Origin of the sequence: Pseudomonas sp. HOU2, assembly GCF_040729435.1 — a bacterium.
GTDB lineage: Bacteria > Pseudomonadota > Gammaproteobacteria > Pseudomonadales > Pseudomonadaceae > Aquipseudomonas.
Genome location: NZ_CP160398.1, coordinates 5,209,803 through 5,232,101 on the forward strand (window position 1 = coordinate 5,209,803; position 22,299 = coordinate 5,232,101).

Below are 22,299 nucleotides of genomic sequence, written 5' to 3' on the forward strand. Positions count from 1 at the left end.
AGGGCTTAAGAATTAGAGAAATGTCAAAAAAATCTGTATGAGCTAGCTCTAGCTGAATATCAATCCAAAGGTTGTTTTGTGTGGAAAGTCAACGCTGGCCAATCAGTTGCGGCAGTTGAAGATCGGCAGCACTGAGACTATCAATCACATGCACGCTATACCCCGGAACATTCTTCGCATGGTGCTTCGCCTGCGAAGCCATCTCCGCCAGCTGACTCGCATCCAGTTCGGCGCAGGCTGCGGGGTGCAGGTGGACGACGCCGATGGACAGTGACAGCAACGGGAATTCCTGCCGCACACCCTGACGATTCGGCGCGATGAAGCAGCCGGCCTCCAGGTGTTCCGGGCGATAGAAGCGCCGGCATTGGCTTTGGAAGTCGTCGAGCAGTTGGTTGAGGCGTTTGCGCCAGTCTTCCGGGCCGAGCACCAGCAGGAAGTCGTCGCCGCCGATGTGGCCGACGAAGTCGCGGGACGGGTCGACGCGTTCGTTCAGGCATTGCGCCAGGCACAGCAGGACTTCGTCGCCACGGCCGTAGCCGTAGATGTCGTTGAAGGGTTTGAAGCTGTCGATGTCGACGTAGCAGATGATCGATTCGCGGCCCTGTTGCAGCAGGCGGGTCAGGCATTGCTGGATCGGCACGTTGCCGGGCAGCAGGGTCAACGGGTTGGCGTAGCGCGCCTGCTGGATTTTCAGTTCGGTGATCAGTTTGAGCACGTCGATCACCCGACCGAGGCCGAGATAACCGCCGTTGAGGGTGATGATGAAATCTTCTTCGATGCGTTGCCGGGCGCGGCTGGTGATCAGGCGGCTGACCTGTTGCAGCGACTGGCTCATCTCCACGGCGAGGAAGTCGTCGTTCATCAGGCGGCTGATCGGTTTGCGCGCGAACAGGTCGGTGGCGAACGGTTTGAGCAGTGCGTCGGACAACGAATGCCGGTGGACGATGCCGCACGGCTGACCCTGTTCGTCGAGCACCGCCAGTGAGTTCAGATTGGCCTGGCGGCGGAAGGCCTCCAGCACCGTGGCGGTCGGTGTGTCGCGATGCACCGCGGGTTGCTCGTTGAGCAGGGCGCTGAGGTCGCTGCCTTCGTCGTTCAACGCCACGGTGCTGCTGTCGTGTTTCGGCATCAGGGCCCGCGCATCGCGGGGTGGATGTTCCTGAGGGCGGCCGAGCAGGTAACCCTGCACCAGATCGACGCCCATCTCGGTCAGCACCGCCAGTTCTTCCGGCAACTCTATGCCCTCGGCAATCACCTGCGCCCGCGAAGCCTTGGCGATTTGCAGGATCGAGCCGACGAACTCGCGCTTCAGCGCATCCTGATGAATGCCGTCGATGAAGTGGCGGTCGATTTTCACATAGTCCGGACGCAGCTCCGACCATAGACGCAAGCTCGAATAGCCGGCACCCAAGTCATCCAATGCAATCGAAAAGCCCATCGCCCGATAGTGATGCAGGGCGGTTTGCAGCAACTGGAAATCGTCGATCGGCGTCTGTTCGGTAAGTTCGATCACTACTTGGCTGGGTGGAATGCCGAAATCCTGCAGCAGTTGCAGAGTCCGTCCCGGTTGGTGCGCGGCTTCGAGCAGGGACTCCGGGGATACGTTGAGGAACAGCTTGCCCGGCAGTTGCTGCTCGTTGAAACGACGGCAGGCAGACTGGCGGCAGGCAATCTCCAGTTCGCTCAGGCGACCGGCCTGGCGGGCCACCGCGAACAGGGCGATAGGCGAGTGCAGGGGACTGTTGGACGGGCCGCGGGTGAGGGCTTCGTAGCCGAGGATGCGGCGCTCGGAGAGACAGATGATCGGCTGGAACAGACTGTGCAAACCGCTTTGAGTCAGGATCGAGCTCAAGGCACTCAGCTGTTCGGTCGTGGTCATGGCAATCTCTGGCGATAAAAAAAGGACTGGGAGCGTTCTCGATGAAGAGAGCCGCTCCCAGTCCTTTATTGCACGACAGAATGATGACTGTTTGATGACGATCCAGGGAGCGTCAGCACTAAATTGCCATCATCTTACTTCTTGGCCACCTGATTGCTCAGCTTCAGGTAATCCAGCAGAACGCGCCCGGTCTCGCTCAGGTAGGCGTCGTCCTCGGGTTTGACCTTGTCCGGCTCGGCCGCCGCAAGTGCGTCGTCGTCTTCTTTCTTCAGCTCTTTGAGCGGCTCTTCGCCTTTTGCCTTGCGACGGATGTTCTCCATCGCCAGTTGCTTGGCATCGATGTCCGCATGCTGGGCACGACGGTCGGCTTCGTTGAGGCTGACGGTTTTTTCTTCCATCAGCTTCTGCGCCAAGGCCAGCTTGTCACGGATGAACACGAACTCGGCATCCTTGGAGCTGCGTGCGTCATGCTCGGATTTGAGCTGCGCCAGGTACGGCTTGAACGGATCGACCGCAGGTTTGATCGCCGCCTTGATGGTGTCCCACGGCATGGCTTCCGGCAGGGCGCTCTCGCCGATTTCCTTGGTGTCGATGATCGACGGGTAGTCGATGTCCGGCAGTACGCCCTGATGCTGGGTGCTCTGCCCGGAAACCCGGTAGAACTTGGCCAGGGTCAGTTTCAGCTCGCCATGGTTCAGCGGCTGAATGGTCTGCACGGTGCCTTTGCCAAAGGTCTGGCCACCGATGATCAATGCGCGATGGTAGTCCTGCATGGCGCCGGCGAAAATCTCCGAAGCCGAGGCGGACAGGCGGTTGACCAGCAGTGCCATCGGGCCTTTGTAGAACGCACCCGGGTTTTCATCTTCCAGCACATCGACGCGGCCATCGGCGTTACGCACGAGGACGGTCGGGCCTTTGTCGATGAACAGGCTGGTCAGCTCGGTGGCTTCCTGCAGGGACCCGCCGCCGTTGTTGCGCAGGTCGATGACCACGCCGTCGACTTTCTCTTTCTGCAGTTCGGTCAGCAGTTTCTTGACGTCACGGGTGGTGCTCTTGTAGTCCGGATCACCGGCACGGAACGCCTTGAAGTCGAGGTAGAAGGCCGGAATCTCGATGATGCCGAGCTTGTAGTCCTTGCCGTCCTGTTTCAGGTTCAGCACGGATTTTTTCACCGCCTGGTCTTCAAGCTTCACCGCTTCACGGGTGATCGGCACGATCTTGCTGGTCTGGTCGTTCGGCGCATTGCTGGCCGGAATCACTTCCAGGCGCACCACGGTGCCTTTCGGGCCGCGGATCAGCTTGACCACTTCGTCGAGGCGCCAGCCCACCACATCGACCATCTCTTTGTTGCCTTGGGCAACGCCGATGATCTTGTCGGCCGGTGCGACCTGCTTGGTCTTGTCGGCCGGACCTGCCGGCACCAGACGCACGACTTTCACTTGATCATTGTCGCTCTGCAACACAGCGCCGATGCCCTCGAGGGACAGGCTCATGTTGATGTCGAAGTTCTCCGCGTTATCCGGCGACAGATAGTTGGTGTGCGGGTCGTAGGACATGGCGAAGGTGTTGATGTACGCCTGGAAGATGTCTTCCGCGCGGGTCTGGTCCAGACGCGCCAGTTGGTTCTTGTAGCGCTTGGTCAGGGTTTCCTGGATCTGCTTGGAATCCTTGCCGGCAATCTTCTGCCGCAGCACTTCGTCCTTGACGCGTTTGCGCCACAGGTCGTCGAGTTCAGCGGTGGATTTGAGCCAAGGGGCGTCCTTGCGATCGATCAGCAAGGTCTCCTTGGTGGTGAAGTCCATCTTGTCGACGCCCTTGTTCAGCTCCGCAATGGCGAAGTCCAGACGCGCCTTGACGCGGTCCAGATAGCGCTTGTAGATGGTGAACCCGGCGTTGAGGTCGCCGCTCTTGAGGAAGTCGTCGAACTGGGTCTTCCACTTGTCGAATTCGGCGATGTCGCTGGCCATGAAGTAGCTGCGCGACGGGTCCAGCAGCTTGATGTAGCTGTCGTAGATGATCACCGAGCGCGCATCATCGAGCGGCGGCTTGCTGTAGTGGTGACGCTTGAGCAACTCGACGACGTTGAGACTGGCGATCACTTCGTCGCGGTCAGGCTGCAAGTTGTCCCAGCTGTTGGCTGCGAATGTTTTGCCCGACATCGGCAACAGGCCGATACCGATGAAAAGAGCGAGGGCGGTGCTGGGGAGCAAATGCTTCATGCTGATTCGACGCGGGGACAATTGATAACGCATATTAGGCCGTCTTTGAAGTCGCCGGTTCTACGAGAGCCGGTCGCATAATGCAAAAAGCCCGGCGCTACAGCTTCGGGCTCAGTCCAGACTCACTATGGAGGCACTGTGAAGGCATTGCAAGGCGTTGAAGGTCAAGTGGCATGGCTTGAAGAGCCGAGTCCGGTATGTGATGCAGGGCAAGTGCGCATTCGCGTGGCGGCGGCGGGCCTTAATCGCGCCGATTTATTACAGAAAGCCGGGCTTTATCCACCACCGCCCGGTGCCAGTCAGGTGCTCGGTCTTGAGTGCTCCGGGGTGATCAGCGAGGTCGGCGCCGGTTCGTCCTGGCAGGTCGGCGACCGCGTCTGCGCCTTGTTGGCCGGGGGCGGGATGGCTGAAGAAGTGGTCGTCGACGGACGGCACGTGCTGCCGGTGCCCGAGGGCGTTTCGTTGATCGAGGCCGCTGCATTACCCGAGGTTTATGCAACGGTCTGGCTGAACGTGTTTCAACTGGCGGCGCTGAAACCCGGCGAAAAGGTTCTCCTGCACGCCGGTGCCAGTGGAATTGGTTCAGCCGCCATTCAGCTGTGCAAGGCGTTCGGCAATCCCTCTTGGGTCAGCGTCGGGTCTGCCGAGCGCTTGGCCTACTGTGAGGCACTGGGCGCCCAGGGCGGCGTGATACGCAGCGATGATCTGGAGAGCCTGCGCGACTTCGGGCCGTTTGACGTGATTCTTGATCCGGTGGGCGGCAACTACGCCGCGCTGAACCTCAAACTGACGGCACTGGACGGACGCTGGGTGCTGATCGGTTTGATGGGCGGGCGTGAGGCGAAACTGGACCTGGCGCAGGTGCTGGGCAAGCGCGTGCAGTTGCTCGGTTCGACGTTGCGCAGTCGCGACGATCAGTTCAAGGCCGACCTGCTCAGTGACCTGGGACAGCATGTGTGGCCGCTGTTTGCCGAAGGACGGTTGAGCCCGCAACTGGCAAAAACCTTCGCGGTGAAAGACGCCGAAGCGGCGTTTGCCGAATTGGCGAGCAATACGGTTTCGGGGAAGGTGGTGCTGGTGATTGACGACAGCCTGAGCTGATTGGAAGGGCAAGATCAAAAGATCGCAGCCTGCGGCAGCTCCTACAGTGGGAGGGTGTACACCTTGTAGGAGCTGCCGCAGGCTGCGATCTTTGTTTTTACTTCCAGAGATGGATCGGCCAGCCGGATTTTTCGGCATGCTCCAGCAGCGCCGGATCCGGATTTACTACATGCGGGAAATCCACCTTCAGCAGCAACGGCAAGTCATTGCGTGAGTCGGAGTAGAAACTCGCGCCTTCCAGATTCTCTTCCTCGGCGTCCAGCCATTCCAGCAGGCGGGTGATCTTGCCTTCGCGGTAGGTCAGCGTGCCGACGGTCTGGCCCGTGTAAACGCCGTGCGCGACTTCCAGTTCGATGCCGAGAATTTCGTCGATGCCCAAGCGCTCGGCAATCGGTTTGACCAGGTGCGTGCCGGAAGCCGAGATCACCAGAATCCGGTCACCGGCCTTGCGGTGGGCGGCGATGGTTTTGGTCGCGTCGCTGAAGATGATCGGTTCGATGAAGTCTTCCACCCACGGGCCGACCAGATGCTCCACCTCTTCCGGGGTACGGCCGATCATCGGCTCCAGGCTGAACGCCATGAATTCTTCCATGCGCAATTTGCCATGGCTGTAGGCGTCCATCAGCTCGTTGTTCTTGCGCATGAACGACTCGGGATCGACCCAGCCCAGGCGCCCCATCTGCTCGCTCCAGAGGGTGGCGCAGTCGCCGTGGATCAGGGTTTCGTCCAGATCAAAAATTGCCAGGGCCATCAGTGCAGTTCTCTCTTCAACGTCAGCAAAGTCATCAGGCTACCTCACACAGGGCCGTCGGATCGATGGAAAGCGCCAGACGCTGACCGTCGGGATGCAGATCCGCCGCCGAGCGGTTGAGCACGTCCACCACCAGTTCCACGCCACGCGCCTCGACTCGATAGCGGATCACGTTACCGAGCAGGCTGTGACTGCGGATCTGCGCGTCGAGTTCGCCATTGAGGCTCAGCTCGATGGCTTCCGGGCGAATCGCGATGCGGTGGTTGATCGGCCGTTGCAGCAGCTTCGAGGCGCTGTCGGCGTCGAGCAGGTTGTAGTTGCCGATGAAGCCCGCAGCGAACAGATCCACCGGCGCGGTGTAGAGGGTTTCGGCATCGCCGCTCTGCACGATCTTCCCCTGGTTCATCAGGAAAATCCGGTCGGACATGGTCAGCGCTTCCTCCTGATCGTGGGTGACGAAAATCGTGGTCAGACCGAGTTCGCGCTGGATCTGCCGGATCTGCTCGCGCAGGTGTTTGCGAATCCGCGCATCCAGCGCCGACAGCGGTTCATCCAGCAGCAGTAAGCGTGGGCGAGTCACCAGCGAGCGGGCGAGGGCCACGCGCTGGCACTGACCGCCGGAGAGCTGGTGCGGATAACGGCTGGCGAAATCGTTGAGCTCGACCAGTTTCAGTACTTCGGCGACGCGCTTGTGGCTGTCGTCGGCATTGACCTTTTGCATGCGCAGGCCGAAGGCGACGTTCTGTTCGACGGTCATGTTGGGGAACAGCGCGTAGCTCTGGAACACCATGCCGATCCCGCGTTTCTGCGGGCTCAGCGGCACGATGTCGACGCCATCGAGCAGGATCTTGCCGCCATCCACCGGCGTCAGCCCGGCAATGCAGCGCAGCAGCGTGGACTTGCCGCAACCGGACGGGCCGAGCAGGGTGACGAACTCGCCCTTGTTGATCTCGCAGTTGATGTCGCTGAACACCGTGGTGCCCGCGTAGTTTTTCTTCAGGTTCTGGACGCTGACATAGCTCATTCGCTTTTGTCCTTGTTCAAGATGTTGGCGATCCAGGTCAGGACCAGCACGAAAAAGAAGTACGAGATCACCAGCGCACTGGTGAAGTGGCCGCTGCTGTTGCGCATGTTGTTCAGGTACACCTGCAGGGTTTCGTAGCGCGTGCCGACCAGGATGTTGGCGAACACGAACTCACCGAACAGGAACGAGAACGACAGCAGCAACGCGACCATCAGGCCTTTGCGCAGGTTTGGCAGCACCACCAGAAACGCCGCCTGAAAGGTGCTGGCGCCGAGCAGTTGCGCGGCGTCCATCAGGTCGCGCAGGTTGATCGCCTGCAGGTTGTTGGTGATCGCCCGGTACATGAACGGCAGCGCCACGGTGAAGTAGCAACCGATCAGAATCCACGGCGTGCCGACCATCGCCAGCGGCCCGGAACCATAGAGTTGCAACAGCCCGACCGACGACACCACTGGCGGCACCGCGAAGGGCAGCAGGATCAGGATGTTCATCAGCGCATCGAGTTTCGGGAAGTGGTAATGCACCACGAACAGCAGCGGCAGGATCAGCACCACCGACAGCACCAGCGCGCCGACGCACACCAGCAGCGACTGGCCGAAGGCATGCAGAAAGCGCGGGTCGCTCCACAGCTGGAGGTACCACTTGAAGGTGAAACCGCTGGGCAGGATGGTCGCCGACCAGCTGCTGGCGATCGAGTAGATCAGCGTGCCCACCAGCGGCAGCAGCAGGATCGCGAACAACAGATAAACCACGACGCGGTGATAGACACCGGCCGGGCCGGATTCAGCGCGAGACATGGTAGCTCCTCTTCAACAGCAGTTGATGCACGACGGTGACAATGGTCATCAACGCCACCAGCACCACAGCCAGGGCGCTGGCCAGATTCGGATCCAGCGAAATATCCCCGGAAACCATCGCCGCGATGCGGATCGGCAGCACGTTGAAGTTACCGGTGGTCAAGGCGTACACCGTCGCGTAGGCACCGAGGGCGTTGGCCAGCAGGATCACGAAGGTGCCGAGCAGCGCCGGGGTCAGTACCGGCAGGCCAATGTGGCGCCAGAATTGCCAGCCGTTGGCGCCGAGCAGCGCGGCGGATTCGCGCCAGTCTTCACGCAAGGCGTCGAAGGCCGGGTAGAGCAGCAGCACGCCGAGGGGAATCTGGAAATAGGTGTAGAGGATGATCAGACCGGTTTTCGAATACAGGTTGAAGTCCTGAATGATCCCCGCCTGCTTGAGCATGATGGTGATGCTGCCGTTGAACCCGAGCAGGATGATGAATGCGAAGGCCAGCGGCACACCGGCGAAGTTGCTGGTCATGTTGGCGAAGGCATTCACGAAGTTGCGCAGTTTCGAGTCGACCCGGCGCAATGAATACGCCCCGAGCACGGCGATGATGATGCCGAACACACTGGACCAGAAACTGATCTCCAGGCTGTACTGGATCGCCTGCAGATAGAACTTCGAACTGAAGATCTTGCTGAAGTTGGCAAAGCCCCAGCCGAACTCTTCCGACTGCAGGCTGTTGATCATCACCCAGACCAGCGGGGCGATTTCGAACACGATAAAGAACAGCGCAAACGGCACCAGACACAGGGCCGCCAGCCATTTGCCGCGAGTCATGGCATTCACTTGAGCAGCTCCCGGCACACAGGTTTGTCGTGGGGCACGCCGAGCAGTTCGCAGACGGTGCCGCAGATCTCGGTCTGCTTCGGTGTGGCGTCAGCGTTGAGGCTGAAGGCGTTGCCGAGGACGAACAGCGGCACCTGGCGTTCTTCCGGCAGCAGGCCGTTGTGCGAGCGGTCGTTGTTCATGCCGTGATCGGCAGTCACCAGCACTTGATAACCGGCGTCGAGCCAGCCTTGCAGGTAATCGGCGAGGATGATGTCGGCCGAGCGCGCGCTGTTGCGGTATTGCGCGGAGTCGAGGCCGTGCTTGTGGCCGGCGTCGTCGATGTTCATCGGGTGGATCAGCAAAAAATTCGGCGCATGGCGCAGGCGCAGGCTTTCCGCGTCGGCGAACAGGTGCGAATCCGGGTAGTGGTCACTCCAGTAGAAGTGGCCGTGCTGGATCGGTAGCGCTGGATCGTCGGTATGACGGTCGCGGGCCGCTACGAACGGTGAGCGGTTGTACAGCTCGCTGACCCAGTGATAGGCCGCAGCAGCGGTTTTCAGGCCGGCGTCGCGGGCGTAGTGATAGATGCTGCGCTGGTTGGACAGGCGCGCAACGTTGTTGTGGACGATACCGCTGTCGATCGGCGGTACGCCGGTGAGAATGCATTCGTAAAGCGGTCGGGACAGGGCCGGCAACTCGCACTCCAACTGATAGAGCGCGGCGCGTCCTGCGCCAACGTAAGCCTGCAGATGCCCCATGGCGTGACGCGCGACCTCGTAATTGAGACCGTCGAGCACGACAAGGATGACGTTGTGCTTCATAGGGGCAAAAACTCCGCGAAAACAGGAAATTTCAGATTCAACCTGGATCCCCGTGGGAGCGAGCCTGCTCGCGAAAGCGGTGGTTCATTCAACAATGATGTTGACCGCGATACCGTCTTCGCGAGCAGGCTCGCTCCCACATTTGGATCTTCGACCAATCACACGATGGTGATTCGTCGTCTTACTTCATCTCTACGATGACTTCTTCGTTCCACTTCTGCGGCAGGGCCTTGGAGGTTTTTTCCCAGGCGTCGGCGTCCTTGATCGGCGTGACTTTCTTGTACTGCTCGTTTGGCAGCAGCTTGGCTTTCACGTCTTCCGGCAGTTGCAGATGTTCGGCACGGATCGGACGGGCGTTGCCGCGAGCGAGGTTGGTCTGGCCGGCGTCGCTGAAGATGTATTCGCGGGTCAGCTTGGCGGCGTTCGGGTTTTTCGCGTACTTGTTGATGATGGTGGTGTAGCCGGAAATCACCGAGCCGTCGGACGGGATCAGCACCACGTAGTCATCCGGGTTGGCCATCTTGGCCTTGTAGCTCAGGCCGTTGAAGTCCCAGACCACGCCGACTTCGATCTCGCCTTTTTCCATCGTGGCGATGGTCGGGTTGGCCATCGACAGGCGACCCTGCTTGGCGATGTCTGCAAACAGCAGCAGCGCCGGCTGGATGTTCTTCTCGTCGCCACCGTTGGCCAGGGCTGCGGCCAGTACACCGTTGGCGGCTTGCGCGGCGGTGCTCACGTCACCGATGGAAACCTTGTACTTGCCGCCTTTGAGGTCAGCCCATTTGGTCGGGACTTCGGAGCCGTGCAGCAGCTTCTTGTTGACGATGAAGGCGATGGTGCCGGTGTAGGCCAGTGCCCAGTTGCCGTCCTTGTCCTTGGCCCAGTCCGGGACCTGATCCCAGGTACTTGGCTTGTACGGTTGCACCACGCCTTGCTTGACTGCGATCGGGCCGAACGCCGCGCCGACGTCGCCGATGTCGGCGGTGGCGTTGTCTTTTTCAGCGGCGAACTTGGCGATTTCCTGGGCCGAGCTCATGTCAGTGTCGATGTGTTTCAGGCCGTAGGTCTTGGCCAGGTCTTCCCAGGTGCCTTTCCAGTTGGCCCAGTCATCGGGCATGCCGACGCTGTTGACGGCGCCTTCCGCTTTCGCAGCGGCTTCGAGGGTTTTCAAGTCGGTGCCGGCGGCCATGGCCGAGGTGCACATTGCAATGGTCGAGCCTAACAGTGTTGCCAGGAAAAGCTGTTTCATTCCGAAGCTCCTTGGTCGTGTTCAACGCTGCGATTGCGGTTTGTGTTGGTCTAGGTCAGCAATACCTGAGCCAATTTAAGGGGGCTGGATGACACTTTGATGTCGGCGGTCGCCCGGCAGGCCTTTTATTGGCCCGATTTCGGCGCTTGCCCGGTAAGCGTAGACCAAGGTCAAAGCCCCGGCGGACAAGGGACTTGGCCGATGTATTGCAAGTCATGAGAGCGACCGTCGGGCGGGTTTGTCATCTCTCGGTCATCTGCACTGCCTAGGCTTGCAACCCATGGAAACGGCTTGCAGGCCGTACGGTTTTTGCCCCGAAACAGTGCTGGTCTAGTCCAGATAGGTAACGTTAATGCGCGATGAGGCAACAAAAGCGGTGACAGCGATTGGTCAGGTGCTGCAGGAGCAACTTGATCACGGTCTGCTCGCGCCCGGGAGCAAGTTGCCGGCCGAGCGCAAGCTCAGTGAGTTGTTCGGCACTACACGGATTACGGTGCGCGAGGCGTTGTTGCAACTGGAGGCGCAGGGGCAGATTTATCGCGAGGAGCGCCGTGGCTGGTTCGTTTCGCCGCCACGTCTGGCATACAACCTGATGCAGCGCAGTCACTTTCACGCGATGGTCAGTGCGCAGGGGCGGGTGCCGTCGACCGAGGTGATTTCGGCGCGGTTGCAGCCGGCGTCGGTGGCGGTGTGTGCATTGTTGCAGTTGCCTGCTTTGTCGAGCGTGATTCAGATTTGTCGGTCGCGGCGGATTGATGGGCGGCTGGTGTTGTATGTCGAGCATTATCTGAATCCGCAGTATTTTCCGGGGATTCTGGGGTTTGATTTGAATCAGTCGATGACCGAGTTGTATGCGCGGCATTACGATTTGCGCTATGGGCGGGTGCGGTTCGAGATTGTGCCGACGTCATTGTCGGTGGATGCGGCGGCAGCTTTGCGGGTGTCTGTCGGGAGTCCGGGGTTACGGATTGCTCGGGTCAATTATGATCAGCATGAGCGGTTGATTGATTGTGATCTGGAGTTTTGGCGGCATGATGCGATTCACGTTGGTGTAGATGTTGTTTGAGCGTTTGGCCTTGGCGGCCTCTGGGCCGACCAGGCTGTTGGGTTCTGCGTGAATATCCGTTTCTTCGGGTGCTGCCGCTGACGGTTTCGCTCTTACAGCGAGTCCCTTTGGCAAACGCCCCAAAGGAACCAAAGGTCTGTGCCCTGACGTTCGGCCCGCTCGCTAAAGCTCGGGGTTCCTTCGCTCCGGGATCGATCCGGGCGCATCGCCTCCGGTTTGCTTCGCTGCACCTCCTCTCGATGTGTTCGACTTCGTCGAACGGTCGCTTCGCTCCCACCCCCGGATCAATCCCTCCGCTCAGCCTGCCGACGGGCCGGTGAGTCAAGATCAAGAGCTTTCGGCGAGCTGACACTCGGCCATTTGAGTGGTGAAGAGCCTGCGGTCGGCTTTTGCTTTTCTGTAGGAGTGAGCCTGCTCGCGATGGCGGCCTGAAAGCCGACCAATCACCAACTTCCTGCACTCAATCCAACTGTGGGAGCTGGCCTGCCAGTGGTGGTGACCTCTCAGCCGACCAATCTCCAACAGCCCACACCCAATCCACTGTGGGAGCGAGCTTGCTCGCGAAGGCGGCCTGACAGCCGACCAATCTCCAACTGCCTGCACCCAATCCCACTGTGGGAGATTCTATGGTTGAGGGAAAGCCCTCAACCGGCCTTCGGTTGATATTCGCTTTGCCCCTTGAGCAGAGCGAATACCACCCGCGCAAGCTTTCGAGCCAGTATCACCAGTGCCTGTGTCGTGCTGAAGCCTCGGGCTCTTTGCTCCTCGTAGAAGCCTTTCCAGGCTGGCGTACGACTGGCCGACATGGCTGCGTTATGCAGCAGTCGACGAGCTTCCGGATCTCCACGCTTGGTCAGGCTTCGGCGACCATCCTTCTGCCCCGACTGTGACACTCGTAAATCCATCCCCAAAAACGCGATGAATGCATCTGCATTCCTGAAATCACCCCGTTGAAACGCAACAATCAAACGGGCTCCAGTCAAAAAACCAACGCCTTCGACTTTCGTGCATCGCTTCAGTTGGGCAAGCAAACCGGCTTCTTTCAACTGCTCGTTGATCATCTTCTCGACCAATGTCTCAAGCCTCTGCATTGAAGCCACTTGCTCGGCAAACGCGCTTTTAAGCAGCGGCTCATTTTTCCAACTTTGCACCAAGCCAACGCGCGCCTGAACCAGCGCTGCGCGACGACGAAAAAGGCTCAAGAGTCGGCGATACAGCGGCGATGGCGGAATCCAGGGATGCAGTTCTTCGTATTCATTTTTCAGATAACGGGCAAGCAGTTTGGCGTCCAGCGCGTCGGTTTTAGCGCGAACATTCACTCCTTTGCGGTAATGACTCAGCTCGTAGCCACCGACCATGTAAATCGTGCACCCGGCTTCATGGGCCAGATCGGCGAACGCCAAGTGATAGATATTGGTCGATTCAATGGCCAGATCAACCGGTGCAGGCAAGGCTTTCAGCCATTTCTCGATCGCTGCCTTGTCATTGGAAATAGTCTCGAGCAGATCCAGCTCGGCCTGATAGATGACCAGCTCATTCTTGGCGACATCCACGCCCACGATTGGCTTGGAAACAGAAACCGACATTGCCATTGAACACCCCCCGAGATATGGTTTTGAACACTTGAAGGGATCACCCAGGGGCGCAGGCTTGTTCCTATCGTCGGTCTAGCCAGATGCATTCTTTATCGGCGCTTGGGTGAAAGGAGGAGGGGCGAAATCTCCCACGGATCTGTACTGCGTCAACAGTCAGAATCTGGCTTTGTCCCTCCTCCTCCCTTCAAGTCTCAGCATACAAGCTGGCTTGCCAGCGATGGTGGCCTGACAGCCGACCAATCTCTCACTGCCTGCACCCAATCTCTCTGTGGGAGCTGGCCTGCCAGTGATGGTGACCTCCCAGCCGACCAATCTCCAACTGCCTGCACTCAATCCAACTGTGGGAGCTGGCTTGCCAGCGATGGCGCCCTGACAGCCGACCAATCTCTAACAGGCTGCACACGGTCAAATGTGGGAGCGAGCCTGCTCGCGAAGGCGCCCACACTGTCACTTCATCTCTACTTGCCCGCCCCGGCATTGGCATACAAATAATCCGTCGCCAGCGACGCCATCGTCCTCACCCCAACCACCAGCGCCGACTCGTCCACAAAGAACCCCGGATTGTGATTCGGCGCCGCCTTGCTCATGTCCTGATCCCGTGGCGTCACCCCGAGGAACACAAACAGCCCCGGCACTTCCTTGGCAAAGAACGAGAAGTCTTCCGCGCCGCCCACCAGCGGTGCATTGACCACGTCATCCTTGGCTGCCCACTTCAACGTCGGCAGCATTTTTTCCGTCAGTGTCGGGTTGTTGATCGTAGGGTCGTATTTTTCGATGATGGTCACGTCGGCTTTCGCGCCGCCGCTTTCGGCGATTTTTTCGATGGTCTGGCGCACGTCGGCGTGGAGTTTCTGACGGATGCCGTAGTCGTAGGAGCGGATGGTGCCGCTCATGTCCACGGATTCGGGAATGATGTTGTAGCGAGTGCCGCCGTTGATGGTGCCGATGCTGACCACCGACGGATAGGATGAGATGTCGGTGCGGCGGCTGACCACGGTTTGCAGGCCGACGATGGTTTGTGCGCCGACGGTGATCGGGTCGATGCCGTCCCAGGGGCGGCCGGCGTGGGTTTGTTTGCCGAGGATTTTGATGCGCAGGTCGTCGGAGCTGGCCAGGGTGGCGCCTGGACGGTAGGCGATCTGGCCGGCGGGGACGCCGGCCCAGACGTGGAGGCCGAAGACGGCGTCGGGTTTGGGTGATTTCATCACGCCTTCTTCGACCATCATTTTCGCGCCCCAGGTGTTTTTGCCGTCGGGGATGAAGTCGCTCGGGCCTTCTTCGGCGGGCTGGAAGTAGAACACCACGGTGCCCGGCAGAGTGTCGCGCAAGCCTGTGAGAATTTTCGCCGTACTCAGCAGGATCGCGGTGTGGGCGTCGTGGCCGCAGGCGTGCATCACGTCGACTTCTTTGCCCAGATAGGTGCCTTTGGCTTTCGAGGCGAAGGGCAGGTCGGCGACTTCCTTGACCGGCAATGCGTCCATGTCGGCGCGCAGAGCCACGGTCGGGCCGGGCAGGGCGCCCTTGAGGATGGCGACCACGCCGGTGCGGGCGACGTTGGTTTTGACTTCCAGGCCCATCGCCTTCAGTTGTCTGGCGACCAGTTCCGCGGTGCGTGTCTCGGTGTTGCCCAGTTCCGGATGCGCGTGGATGTCGCGGCGGGTTTCCAGCAGTTGCGGTTCAAGTGCCTTGGCCTGCGTGGCGATCTGTTCGCGGGTGCTGTCCAGGGTGGCGGCGCTGGCGGTGCCGGCCAGCAGGGTGAGCAGAACGGTCTGGGCGATACGTGTCAGCTGCATCGGGTTTCTCCATGGTTATTGTTTTTCTGGCTTCCCTGCCTGTGACCCGAGTGTCTGCGCGAAGTGCTATTCCTTCGGCTGGCCACCGCCGGCAGTGATGACCTGCACGCTCATGCGCGGCGTCGCCAGATCGAGTCCGGCTTCGTCCAGATGGCGCTTGAGCGACAGGTTGAACGCTCGGGAAACTTCCCATTGTTTGATCGGTGCAGTCTTGAAGCGGGCGCGCAGGATCGCGCTGCCGGATTCGAAACTTTCCACGCCCTGAATCTCCAGCGGCGACCAGATGTTGCGCCGCTGCAGCGGGTCGGTGCGCATTTTCTGGCCGACTTCGCGCATCAGTTTGATCGCGTCGTCGATTTCCATGTTGTACGGCACCGCCACCCGGAAGATCGCGTAGCCGAACTCGCGGGAGTAGTTCTTGATGCTTTTGATTTCGCTGAACGGGATGGTGTGGACGATGCCGTCGATGTCGCGCAGGCGCACGGTGCGGATGGTCAGGCCTTCGACGGTGCCGAGGTGGCCGCCGACATCCACGTAATCGTCGATCGCCAGCGAGTCTTCGATGATGATGAACAGACCGGTGATCAGGTCCGCCACCAGCGACTGCGCACCGAAACCGATGGCCAGACCGATGACACCGGCACCGGCCAGCAGTGGCGTGACGTTCATGCCCATGTTCGCCAGGGCGACGATCAGCGCGATGATGAAGATCGCCACGAACAGCACGTTGCGGATCAGCGGCATCATCGTCTGCGCGCGGGCATTCGCCAGGCCTTTGCGCGAGCGGGTGAGGGCGTGGTGCACGGCGGTGTCGGCGAGGATCCAGATCAGCCAGGAGAAAATCAGCGTACCGATCAGGCTGAACAGTTTGACGCTGACATCGTGCCCTTCGCCCTCGGCAAACCCGATCAGCGACTTGCCCCATACGCGCAGGCCGAGCTCGATGAAGGTCAGCCACACCAGCAGGTGGGCGAGGGTGTAGAAGAAGCTTTTCAGGCGTTCCGAATACAGCGCATGACGCTTCGGCCCGCGCTGCGGTTTGAGCGAGTGACGGCGCACGAGGCCGTTGATCACCATGCACATCACCAGCAGCACCGTGCAGATCAGCGACTGACGCAGGGCGGTGCTGGTGTCGCCGGCGGAGACGAAGGTGGCGAACAGCGAGATGCCGACCAGCACCAGCGCCGGCACGTACCAGAAGGTGCCGAGGATATCGATGGTGTCGCTGAGGGCGCGGCGGGTCAGGCGGCGGGACAATGGCTGGTTGCGGATCAGGTGCGCGATCGGCCGGCGGAAACGCAGGATGAACAGCCCGGTGAACAGCGCCGCGAGCACGTTGGTGATGGTCGCGGTGGTGTGCGCCAGGTGCACGCCGAGGCCTTCGACCAGGCGCGGGTCACTCAGCGCTTCACCGAACGCGGCGAAGCTGCCGATCAGCCACAACGGACGGAACGCCTGATGCCGCAGGATGTACAGCGCCCGATGCCGGTGCGGACCGTCGAGCAGCGAGAAGGCGATCACGCAGATCGCCGAGAAACAGGTGCCGACCACCAGCGCATAAGCCAGCACCATCGCCAGGCTTTTACCCAGCGACGATGGCAGCGCGTAGCTCATGTACACGGTGATGACCAACGCAATCAGCCACGGCCCGAGCTTGCGCAGGGCGAAGCGCAGCATGTCGAGGGCCTTGGGGTGTTGCGGCAGTTCTTCGGTCAGGCCGAAACGCATGCGCACTCGGTGGCCGAGCCAGATCAGCGCGGCGGCGAGCAGGCTCCAGACCATCAGGATCACCGCGAAGCCGAAGATGATCGGCAGCCATTCGCTGGCCGGCAACATCAGGTTATCGAGTTCGTCCCTGGCCAGATCGAACTCGTCGGACCAGCGGGTCAGCGGGCTGTCGTCACCGGAGAACTGCTTCTCGAAACTGGCCAGGGTGCCGCCGATCAGGCCCAGCACGCCTTCTTCCGGTGAGGCCTGGGCTTTCTTGGTGGCGTCGCGCAGCTTTTTCAGGTCGCTCAGCAACTGTGCGCGTTGCTTGTCGTTTTCCAGCGACTTGATGACTTCATCCAGCGACTGGCCCAGCGGCTCCTGCGCCTCCGGCTGCGTCTTGGTGGAGTTGAGCAGCCCCGGCAAGCCGACCGCATGGGCAGGGGCCAGCGGCAGCAGCGTCATCAGGCAGACAAGGAACAGGCAGGGCAGTGCAAACAGACGAGCGAACACTAGGCGGTCAACCTCGCAAAGGGGCGAATTGAGCGAGTGTACGAGGCAGCCGGAATCAATGCGAGCCGGGCGCCGATTTATTCGTTGAGTTTGGCGAGGATCTTGTAGACCACGGTCGCCAGGATCATCAGCATGCCGATCCACATGGCGAAGACACCGGCGTTCTTGTCGCGGAAGTTGAAGCCGATGGCGAGCAGGATCATCCCGGACAGGATCGGGACGAGCATGGCGTGGAAGGAGGACATCGAAATCATGGAGACTGCCTTGTCATAGGGGATGATTTAAGTCTAGGTCGCTTTCGACCTGTAGGAGCTGCCGAAGGCTGCGATCTTTGCTTTTGATCTACCAAAACACAAGATCAAAAGATCGCAGCCTGCGGCAGCTCCTACAGGGGGGCGATCAGCTTACGGTAGTTCGCGGCTGGCGTAGAACGCGCTCAGCACTTTGACCAGGTGCGCCAGGTCGTGGCTGCCGCACAGTTCGCGGATCGAGTGCATGGCGAAGGTCGGCAGGCCGATGTCGACGGTGCGCACGCCCAGGTGGCTGGCGGTGATCGGGCCGATGGTCGAGCCGCAGCCCATGTCGCTGCGCACCACGAAGCTCTGCACCGGTACTTCTTCGGCCATGCACAGGTGGCGGAAGAACCCGGCGGTTTCGCTGTTGGTGGCGTAGCGCTGGTTGCTGTTGACCTTGATCACCGGGCCGGCATTGAGTTTCGGGCCGTGGTTGGCGTCGTGCTTCTCGGCGTAGTTCGGGTGCACGCCATGGGCGTTGTCAGCCGAGACCAGCAGCGATTTCTGGATGGTGCGGACGAACTCGTCACCTTCCGGCAGCAGACGGCGCAGGGTCTGTTCGAGCATCGGGCCATCGGCACCGCAGGCCGAGCAGGAGCCGACTTCTTCGTGATCGTTGCACACCAGCACGCAGGTTTCTTCGCTGTCGGCAGTGAGCAGAGCTTGCAGGCCGGCGTAGCAGGACAACAGGTTGTCGAGGCGCGCGCCGGCAATGAAGTCGCCATGCAGGCCGATGATTGCCGCGCTTTGGGTGTCGTAGAAACTCAGCTCGTAATCCAGCACCACGTCGGCGTTCAGACCATGTTCGCGAGCCAGCTGATCAGTCAGTACCGCGCGGAAGTCGACGCGCTCGTCACCGGCGAACTGCGCGAGGATCGGCGGCAGCTCGGTCTGCGCGTTGATCGCCCAGCCCTGATTGGCTTCACGATTGAGGTGAATGGCCAGATTGGGAATGATTGCAATCGGTGCCTTGAAGTCGATCAGCTGGCTTTCGACCTTGCCGTCGCGGCGGAAGGTGACGCGCCCGGCCAGCGACAGGTCGCGGTCGAACCACGGTGCCAGCAGCGCGCCGCCGTAGACTTCAACGCCCAGTTGCCAGAAGCCCTGACGTTGCAGTTCCGGTTGCGGCTTGACCCGCAGGCACGGGCTGTCGGTATGGGCGCCGACCAGACGGATGCCGTCGTGCAGCGGCGAGTTGCGGCCCATTTTGATCGCGACGATCGAGGAGTCGTTACGGGTGACGTAGTAACGGCCGTTGGCCTCGGTGGTCCACGGCTCGCGCTCGTCGAGGCGCACGTAACCGGCGGCCTCCAGACGCTGAACAAGGCTGGCGGTGGCGTGGAACGGGGTAGGGGAGGCCTTGAGGAAGTCGATCAGGCCTTGGTTCAACTCTTCGCGCATAAGAAGCTCCAGACAGCAATGGGCGGGAGTTTAACGCATCGGCCAGCGAATTGAATCCGGAGCGGATTCCTGTAGGCGCTGCGGCACGCTGCGATCTTTTGATTTTGATTTCAACGAACAGAATCAAAAGATCGCAGCGTGCCGCAGCTCCTACAGGATGGTGGTGTTCAGCGGGCGGAGGCTACGCGTTTTTTCAGGTAGTTCATGATGACTTTTTCATCCTCCGGTTTATCCGGACGCGGCAGCTGTTGCGGCCAGGGCTTCTGGCTCAGCAGTTTTTTCTGCCGGCTTTCGTCCCAACGGAGTATTTCTCGCGAGGCGCATTCCCACCATTCGTGGCGGCAGGCGCTGTAGTACGGATCTTCCGGCGCCGCGCTGCCGTACAGCAGGTCGCGACCGACCTTGCGCAGCGTGCCGCTCTGGTGGCGCAGCTTCCATTTGATTTTCAATCGGCGCCAGGCCGACGGGAACGGTTTGACCCGTGGCACATCGCTGCACAGATCCACCAGGCGCTGGCTGAACTGCTCGCCGTGCTGGGAGAAGAAGTATGTCTGCATCGCGTGAAAGAAACGTTTTTCTGCGAAGTAGTGGTAGACGTGTTTGCGCGCCTCCACCACCTGGCGTTCGCGCATGGCGTACGACAGGGCGATCTGTTCGATGGTGTGGATTTCGAAGCCGCCGAGTGTCCATTCATCAATCAGGCGGATCGACCTTTCGAATAGCGCCGAGTCGCTGTCGGTCACACCGCACAAACCGCTGTTGTAGAGCTTGAAACCGTTATCCGGTGTCACGCCGTGGCGGCGCAGGTCGCGACCGAGTTTTTGATAGTCGGGACGCTGGTGCACATCTTTCCAGTCGTACTCGAAGCGATCCATCACCGAGCGGTTCGGCTCGATGAATTTGAACAGTTGACTGGGGTGGCGGGTGAACAGGGTGTCGGTGTCGACGAACAAGGTCTTTTCCGCCCACTGCATGCCTGCGGCAATGGCGCAGGCCTTGCGGCGGTGATGATAGCCGTGGGTGCCTTGCCAGCGGGTCAGGGTCGCGTCGTCCAGCAGCACCGTGTCGACCGGCCAGCCCGCATAGTCGTCGGGGCGATCGGTGAGAATGCGGATGGCCGGTCGCTCGCCGTTTTTGGCTTGGGACAGCGCGGTCAGGATGCTGAACTTGGCTTCGCGCCGGTACACATCCTGATTGCCGTAAATCAGGTAAAGCAGTTGATGACGAACTTTCGTGAGGGGGGTTACCAGGGAATCAATACAACTCATCCGAAAACAAAATCCTTGTACAAAAAAACGCGCTGCCGCTCAGGCAACGCTTAAAACGGTGCCGGGCATTCGAAGCGCAGACGCTCGCCGGTTTGCGGGTGGGTGAAGCTCAGCATGCTGGCGTGCAGGCACAGACGCGGCCACGCGGCCAGGGCCTGTTCGTGGGCGTAGAGCCCGTCGCCCAGCAGCGGGTGACCGATGGACAGCATGTGCACTCGCAACTGGTGCGAGCGCCCGGTGATCGGCGTCAGCTCGACGCGGCACCAATCGCCGCAACGTTCCAGTACGCGCCAGAAGGTCAGCGCATGCTTGCCGAATTCGTGGTCGACCACGTGTCTTGGTTTGGTCGGTGGATCGTAACGCAGGGGCAGGTCGATGCTGCCGCTGTCCAGTTCCGGCTGACCCCAGGCCAGGGCGGTGTAGGCCTTTTCGGTTTCACGGTCGTGAAACTGCCGCGACAGTTCGCGGTGGGTGTCGGCGTCGCGGGCCAGCAGAATGATGCCGGAGGTTTCCCAGTCCAGGCGATGGACGATGCGTGCTTCCGGGTAGCCGTTTTCCTGCAGGCGGGTGATCAGGCAGTCCTTGTTGTCGTCGGCGCGACCGGGCACCGAGAGCAGCAAGGTCGGTTTGTCGACCACCAGTACGGCGGCGTCCTGATGAATGATGCGGATGTTGGACAACGGCATTAAAACAGCCTCGTAACAAATGCCAACGGCGGCTCAGACTGCTGATAACCCTGTAGGAGCTGCCGAAGGCTGCGATCTTTTGATATTGAAGATCAAAAGATCGCAGCCTTCGGCAGCTCCTACACGAGCATCAACAGCCCGAGCCGCCGTAGCGACTGCCGGATCGACTCAGCGATCGGGCAGGGTGATGTTGAGTTCCAGAATCGAGCAACTGCCCTGGCTTTCCAGTGCAACGTGTACATCGTCGTTGCCGATGTTGACGTACTTGCGGATCACGTCGACCAGTTCCTTCTGCAAGGCTGGCAGGTAATCCGGCGTGCTGCGCTGGCCGCGCTCATGCGCCACGATGATCTGTAGACGCTCTTTCGCTACCGAGGCGGTACTTGGCTTTTTGTTGGCACGAAAGAAGTCAAAAAGGTTCATTACCTACCTCCAAACAGGCGCTCGAAGAATCCCTTCTTCGTAACATCGAGGAAACGATGTTCTTTTTCTTTGCCCAGCAGACGATCAACGGCATCGCTGTAGGCCTGACCGGCATCGCTCTGGTCGTCGAGAATCACTGGAACGCCCGAGTTGGAAGCCTTCAGGACCGCCTGCGACTCAGGGATGACGCCCAGCAGGGTCACGGCCAGAATTTCCTTCACGTCTTCGACGCCCAGCATTTCGCCATCGCTGACGCGCTGTGGGTTGTAACGGGTCAGCAGGAGGTGTTCCTTGATCGGCTCTTCGCCGAGTTCGGCACGACGCGATTTGCTGGCCAGCAGGCCGAGCATGCGGTCCGAATCTCGTACCGAGGACACTTCCGGGTTGGTCACGATGATCGCTTCGTCGGCGAAATACATGGCCAGGTGCGCACCTTTCTCGATGCCCGCCGGGGAGTCGCAGACCACGAAGTCGAAGTCTTCCTTCAACTGCATCAGGACTTTTTCCACGCCTTCCTGGGTCAGCGCGTCTTTGTCGCGGGTCTGGCTGGCGGCCAGCACGTAGAGGTTTTCCAGGCGCTTGTCTTTGATCAGCGCCTGCTGCAGGTTGGCTTCGCCGTTGACCACGTTGACGAAGTCGTACACCACGCGACGCTCGCAACCCATGATCAGGTCGAGGTTACGCAGGCCCACGTCGAAGTCGACGATCACTGTTTTGTGGCCGCGCAGAGCGAGGCCGGTACCGATAGCGGCGCTGGTGGTGGTCTTACCCACACCACCCTTGCCGGATGTAACCACGAGAATCTTGGCCAAGGTGTTTCACCCCTAAGGAAGAAGGACTTTTTAGCCCCTGAAAAACATCTCTTGAAAACTACTGCAGTCGGACAGCCTTGGCTGGAA

The 22,299-nt window shown here is 60.4% G+C and carries 19 protein-coding genes; 2 read left to right on the forward strand and 17 right to left on the reverse strand.

What is annotated here, in order from left to right:
- Positions 1-88: 88 nt before the first annotated feature.
- Both ABV589_RS23645 and ABV589_RS23650 read right to left on the reverse strand, forming a co-directional pair.
- A complete protein-coding gene (locus tag ABV589_RS23645; RefSeq protein ID WP_367083917.1) occupies positions 89-1,879 on the reverse strand; it encodes a bifunctional diguanylate cyclase/phosphodiesterase in 1,791 nt (596 codons plus the stop codon).
- Positions 1,880-2,013: 134 nt separating this feature from the next.
- Complete coding sequence (locus tag ABV589_RS23650) at positions 2,014-4,098, reverse strand: carboxy terminal-processing peptidase (RefSeq protein WP_367083918.1); 2,085 nt, start codon at positions 4,096-4,098, stop codon at positions 2,014-2,016.
- A gap of 138 nt (positions 4,099-4,236) precedes the next feature.
- Between ABV589_RS23650 and ABV589_RS23655 the strand changes: the two genes are divergently transcribed.
- Positions 4,237-5,199, forward strand: coding sequence for a zinc-binding dehydrogenase (locus ABV589_RS23655; protein ID WP_367083919.1), 963 nt, complete (start codon positions 4,237-4,239; stop codon positions 5,197-5,199).
- Positions 5,200-5,296: 97 nt separating this feature from the next.
- On the opposite strand, the gene ABV589_RS23660 is transcribed toward ABV589_RS23655, so the two are convergent.
- The 6 genes from ABV589_RS23660 to ABV589_RS23685 all read right to left on the reverse strand — a co-directional run bounded on the left by ABV589_RS23660 (position 5,297) and on the right by ABV589_RS23685 (position 10,655).
- Positions 5,297-5,950: an HAD family hydrolase gene (locus ABV589_RS23660; RefSeq protein WP_367083920.1), complete on the reverse strand. Its 654-nt coding sequence runs from the start codon at positions 5,948-5,950 to the stop codon at positions 5,297-5,299.
- 34 nt (positions 5,951-5,984) lie between these two features.
- Positions 5,985-6,974 (reverse strand): ABC transporter ATP-binding protein, encoded by a 990-nt coding sequence (locus ABV589_RS23665; protein ID WP_252144357.1) that lies wholly within the window; start codon positions 6,972-6,974, stop codon positions 5,985-5,987.
- Positions 6,971-7,771, reverse strand: a complete 801-nt coding sequence (locus ABV589_RS23670; protein WP_007965346.1) for an ABC transporter permease — start codon at positions 7,769-7,771, stop codon at positions 6,971-6,973. Before ABV589_RS23670 ends, ABV589_RS23665 begins: the two co-directional genes overlap by 4 nt.
- Positions 7,758-8,594 carry an ABC transporter permease subunit gene (locus ABV589_RS23675; protein WP_163005303.1) on the reverse strand — a complete coding sequence of 279 codons (837 nt, stop codon included), beginning with the start codon at positions 8,592-8,594 and terminating at the stop codon, positions 7,758-7,760. Before ABV589_RS23675 ends, ABV589_RS23670 begins: the two co-directional genes overlap by 14 nt.
- Before the next feature lie 5 nt (positions 8,595-8,599).
- A complete protein-coding gene (locus tag ABV589_RS23680; RefSeq protein WP_367083921.1) occupies positions 8,600-9,406 on the reverse strand; it encodes an alkaline phosphatase family protein in 807 nt (268 codons plus the stop codon).
- Positions 9,407-9,587: 181 nt separating this feature from the next.
- Positions 9,588-10,655, reverse strand: coding sequence for an ABC transporter substrate-binding protein (locus tag ABV589_RS23685; protein ID WP_027613356.1), 1,068 nt, complete (start codon positions 10,653-10,655; stop codon positions 9,588-9,590).
- Between the two features lie 352 nt (positions 10,656-11,007).
- Between ABV589_RS23685 and ABV589_RS23690 the strand changes: the two genes are divergently transcribed.
- Complete coding sequence (locus ABV589_RS23690; protein WP_007965348.1) at positions 11,008-11,721, forward strand: UTRA domain-containing protein; 714 nt, start codon at positions 11,008-11,010, stop codon at positions 11,719-11,721.
- 644 nt (positions 11,722-12,365) lie between these two features.
- Here ABV589_RS23690 and ABV589_RS23695 read toward each other — a convergent pair.
- The 9 genes from ABV589_RS23695 to minD all read right to left on the reverse strand — a co-directional run bounded on the left by ABV589_RS23695 (position 12,366) and on the right by minD (position 22,212).
- Positions 12,366-13,313 (reverse strand): IS110 family transposase, encoded by a 948-nt coding sequence (locus ABV589_RS23695; RefSeq protein WP_367082655.1) that lies wholly within the window; start codon positions 13,311-13,313, stop codon positions 12,366-12,368.
- A 461-nt stretch (positions 13,314-13,774) separates the two neighbouring features.
- Entirely contained in the window at positions 13,775-15,109 is a 1,335-nt protein-coding gene (locus tag ABV589_RS23700; protein ID WP_367083922.1) for an amidohydrolase, read from the reverse strand.
- Positions 15,110-15,175: 66 nt separating this feature from the next.
- Positions 15,176-17,329: a mechanosensitive ion channel family protein gene (locus ABV589_RS23705; RefSeq protein WP_367083923.1), complete on the reverse strand. Its 2,154-nt coding sequence runs from the start codon at positions 17,327-17,329 to the stop codon at positions 15,176-15,178.
- 77 nt (positions 17,330-17,406) lie between these two features.
- Positions 17,407-17,583: a hypothetical protein gene (locus tag ABV589_RS23710; protein WP_177327380.1), complete on the reverse strand. Its 177-nt coding sequence runs from the start codon at positions 17,581-17,583 to the stop codon at positions 17,407-17,409.
- Positions 17,584-17,733: 150 nt separating this feature from the next.
- Complete coding sequence (locus ABV589_RS23715; RefSeq protein ID WP_007965355.1) at positions 17,734-19,023, reverse strand: M18 family aminopeptidase; 1,290 nt, start codon at positions 19,021-19,023, stop codon at positions 17,734-17,736.
- Positions 19,024-19,190: 167 nt separating this feature from the next.
- A complete protein-coding gene (locus ABV589_RS23720) occupies positions 19,191-20,291 on the reverse strand; it encodes a hypothetical protein (RefSeq protein ID WP_367083924.1) in 1,101 nt (366 codons plus the stop codon).
- 50 nt (positions 20,292-20,341) lie between these two features.
- Positions 20,342-20,977 carry an RluA family pseudouridine synthase gene (locus ABV589_RS23725; RefSeq protein ID WP_007960625.1) on the reverse strand — a complete coding sequence of 212 codons (636 nt, stop codon included), beginning with the start codon at positions 20,975-20,977 and terminating at the stop codon, positions 20,342-20,344.
- Between the two features lie 168 nt (positions 20,978-21,145).
- On the reverse strand, positions 21,146-21,400 hold the full coding sequence (minE, locus tag ABV589_RS23730) for a cell division topological specificity factor MinE (protein WP_003223146.1): 255 nt from the start codon (positions 21,398-21,400) through the stop codon (positions 21,146-21,148).
- Positions 21,400-22,212 (reverse strand): septum site-determining protein MinD, encoded by an 813-nt coding sequence (minD, locus tag ABV589_RS23735; protein ID WP_007960626.1) that lies wholly within the window; start codon positions 22,210-22,212, stop codon positions 21,400-21,402. The genes minE and minD overlap by 1 nt, the downstream gene beginning before the upstream one ends.
- Positions 22,213-22,299 lie beyond the last annotated feature (87 nt).

Bases quoted from the DNA above. Each gene is read 5' to 3' on its own strand.
- ABV589_RS23645 (WP_367083917.1), bottom strand. From the start codon at position 1,879: ATGACCACGACCGAACAGCTGAGTGCCTTGAGCTCGATCCTGACTCAA.
- ABV589_RS23680 (WP_367083921.1), bottom strand. From the start codon at position 9,406: ATGAAGCACAACGTCATCCTTGTCGTGCTCGACGGTCTCAATTACGAG.
- ABV589_RS23675 (WP_163005303.1), bottom strand. From the start codon at position 8,594: ATGACTCGCGGCAAATGGCTGGCGGCCCTGTGTCTGGTGCCGTTTGCG.
- ABV589_RS23660 (WP_367083920.1), bottom strand. From the start codon at position 5,950: ATGGCCCTGGCAATTTTTGATCTGGACGAAACCCTGATCCACGGCGAC.
- ABV589_RS23700 (WP_367083922.1), bottom strand. From the start codon at position 15,109: ATGCAGCTGACACGTATCGCCCAGACCGTTCTGCTCACCCTGCTGGCC.
- ABV589_RS23695 (WP_367082655.1), bottom strand. From the start codon at position 13,313: ATGGCAATGTCGGTTTCTGTTTCCAAGCCAATCGTGGGCGTGGATGTC.
- ABV589_RS23685 (WP_027613356.1), bottom strand. From the start codon at position 10,655: ATGAAACAGCTTTTCCTGGCAACACTGTTAGGCTCGACCATTGCAATG.
- ABV589_RS23715 (WP_007965355.1), bottom strand. From the start codon at position 19,023: ATGCGCGAAGAGTTGAACCAAGGCCTGATCGACTTCCTCAAGGCCTCC.
- ABV589_RS23725 (WP_007960625.1), bottom strand. From the start codon at position 20,977: ATGCCGTTGTCCAACATCCGCATCATTCATCAGGACGCCGCCGTACTG.
- minE (WP_003223146.1), bottom strand. From the start codon at position 21,400: ATGAACCTTTTTGACTTCTTTCGTGCCAACAAAAAGCCAAGTACCGCC.
- ABV589_RS23720 (WP_367083924.1), bottom strand. From the start codon at position 20,291: ATGAGTTGTATTGATTCCCTGGTAACCCCCCTCACGAAAGTTCGTCAT.
- ABV589_RS23710 (WP_177327380.1), bottom strand. From the start codon at position 17,583: ATGATTTCGATGTCCTCCTTCCACGCCATGCTCGTCCCGATCCTGTCC.
- ABV589_RS23665 (WP_252144357.1), bottom strand. From the start codon at position 6,974: ATGAGCTATGTCAGCGTCCAGAACCTGAAGAAAAACTACGCGGGCACC.
- ABV589_RS23650 (WP_367083918.1), bottom strand. From the start codon at position 4,098: ATGAAGCATTTGCTCCCCAGCACCGCCCTCGCTCTTTTCATCGGTATC.
- ABV589_RS23670 (WP_007965346.1), bottom strand. From the start codon at position 7,771: ATGTCTCGCGCTGAATCCGGCCCGGCCGGTGTCTATCACCGCGTCGTG.
- ABV589_RS23690 (WP_007965348.1), top strand. From the start codon at position 11,008: ATGCGCGATGAGGCAACAAAAGCGGTGACAGCGATTGGTCAGGTGCTG.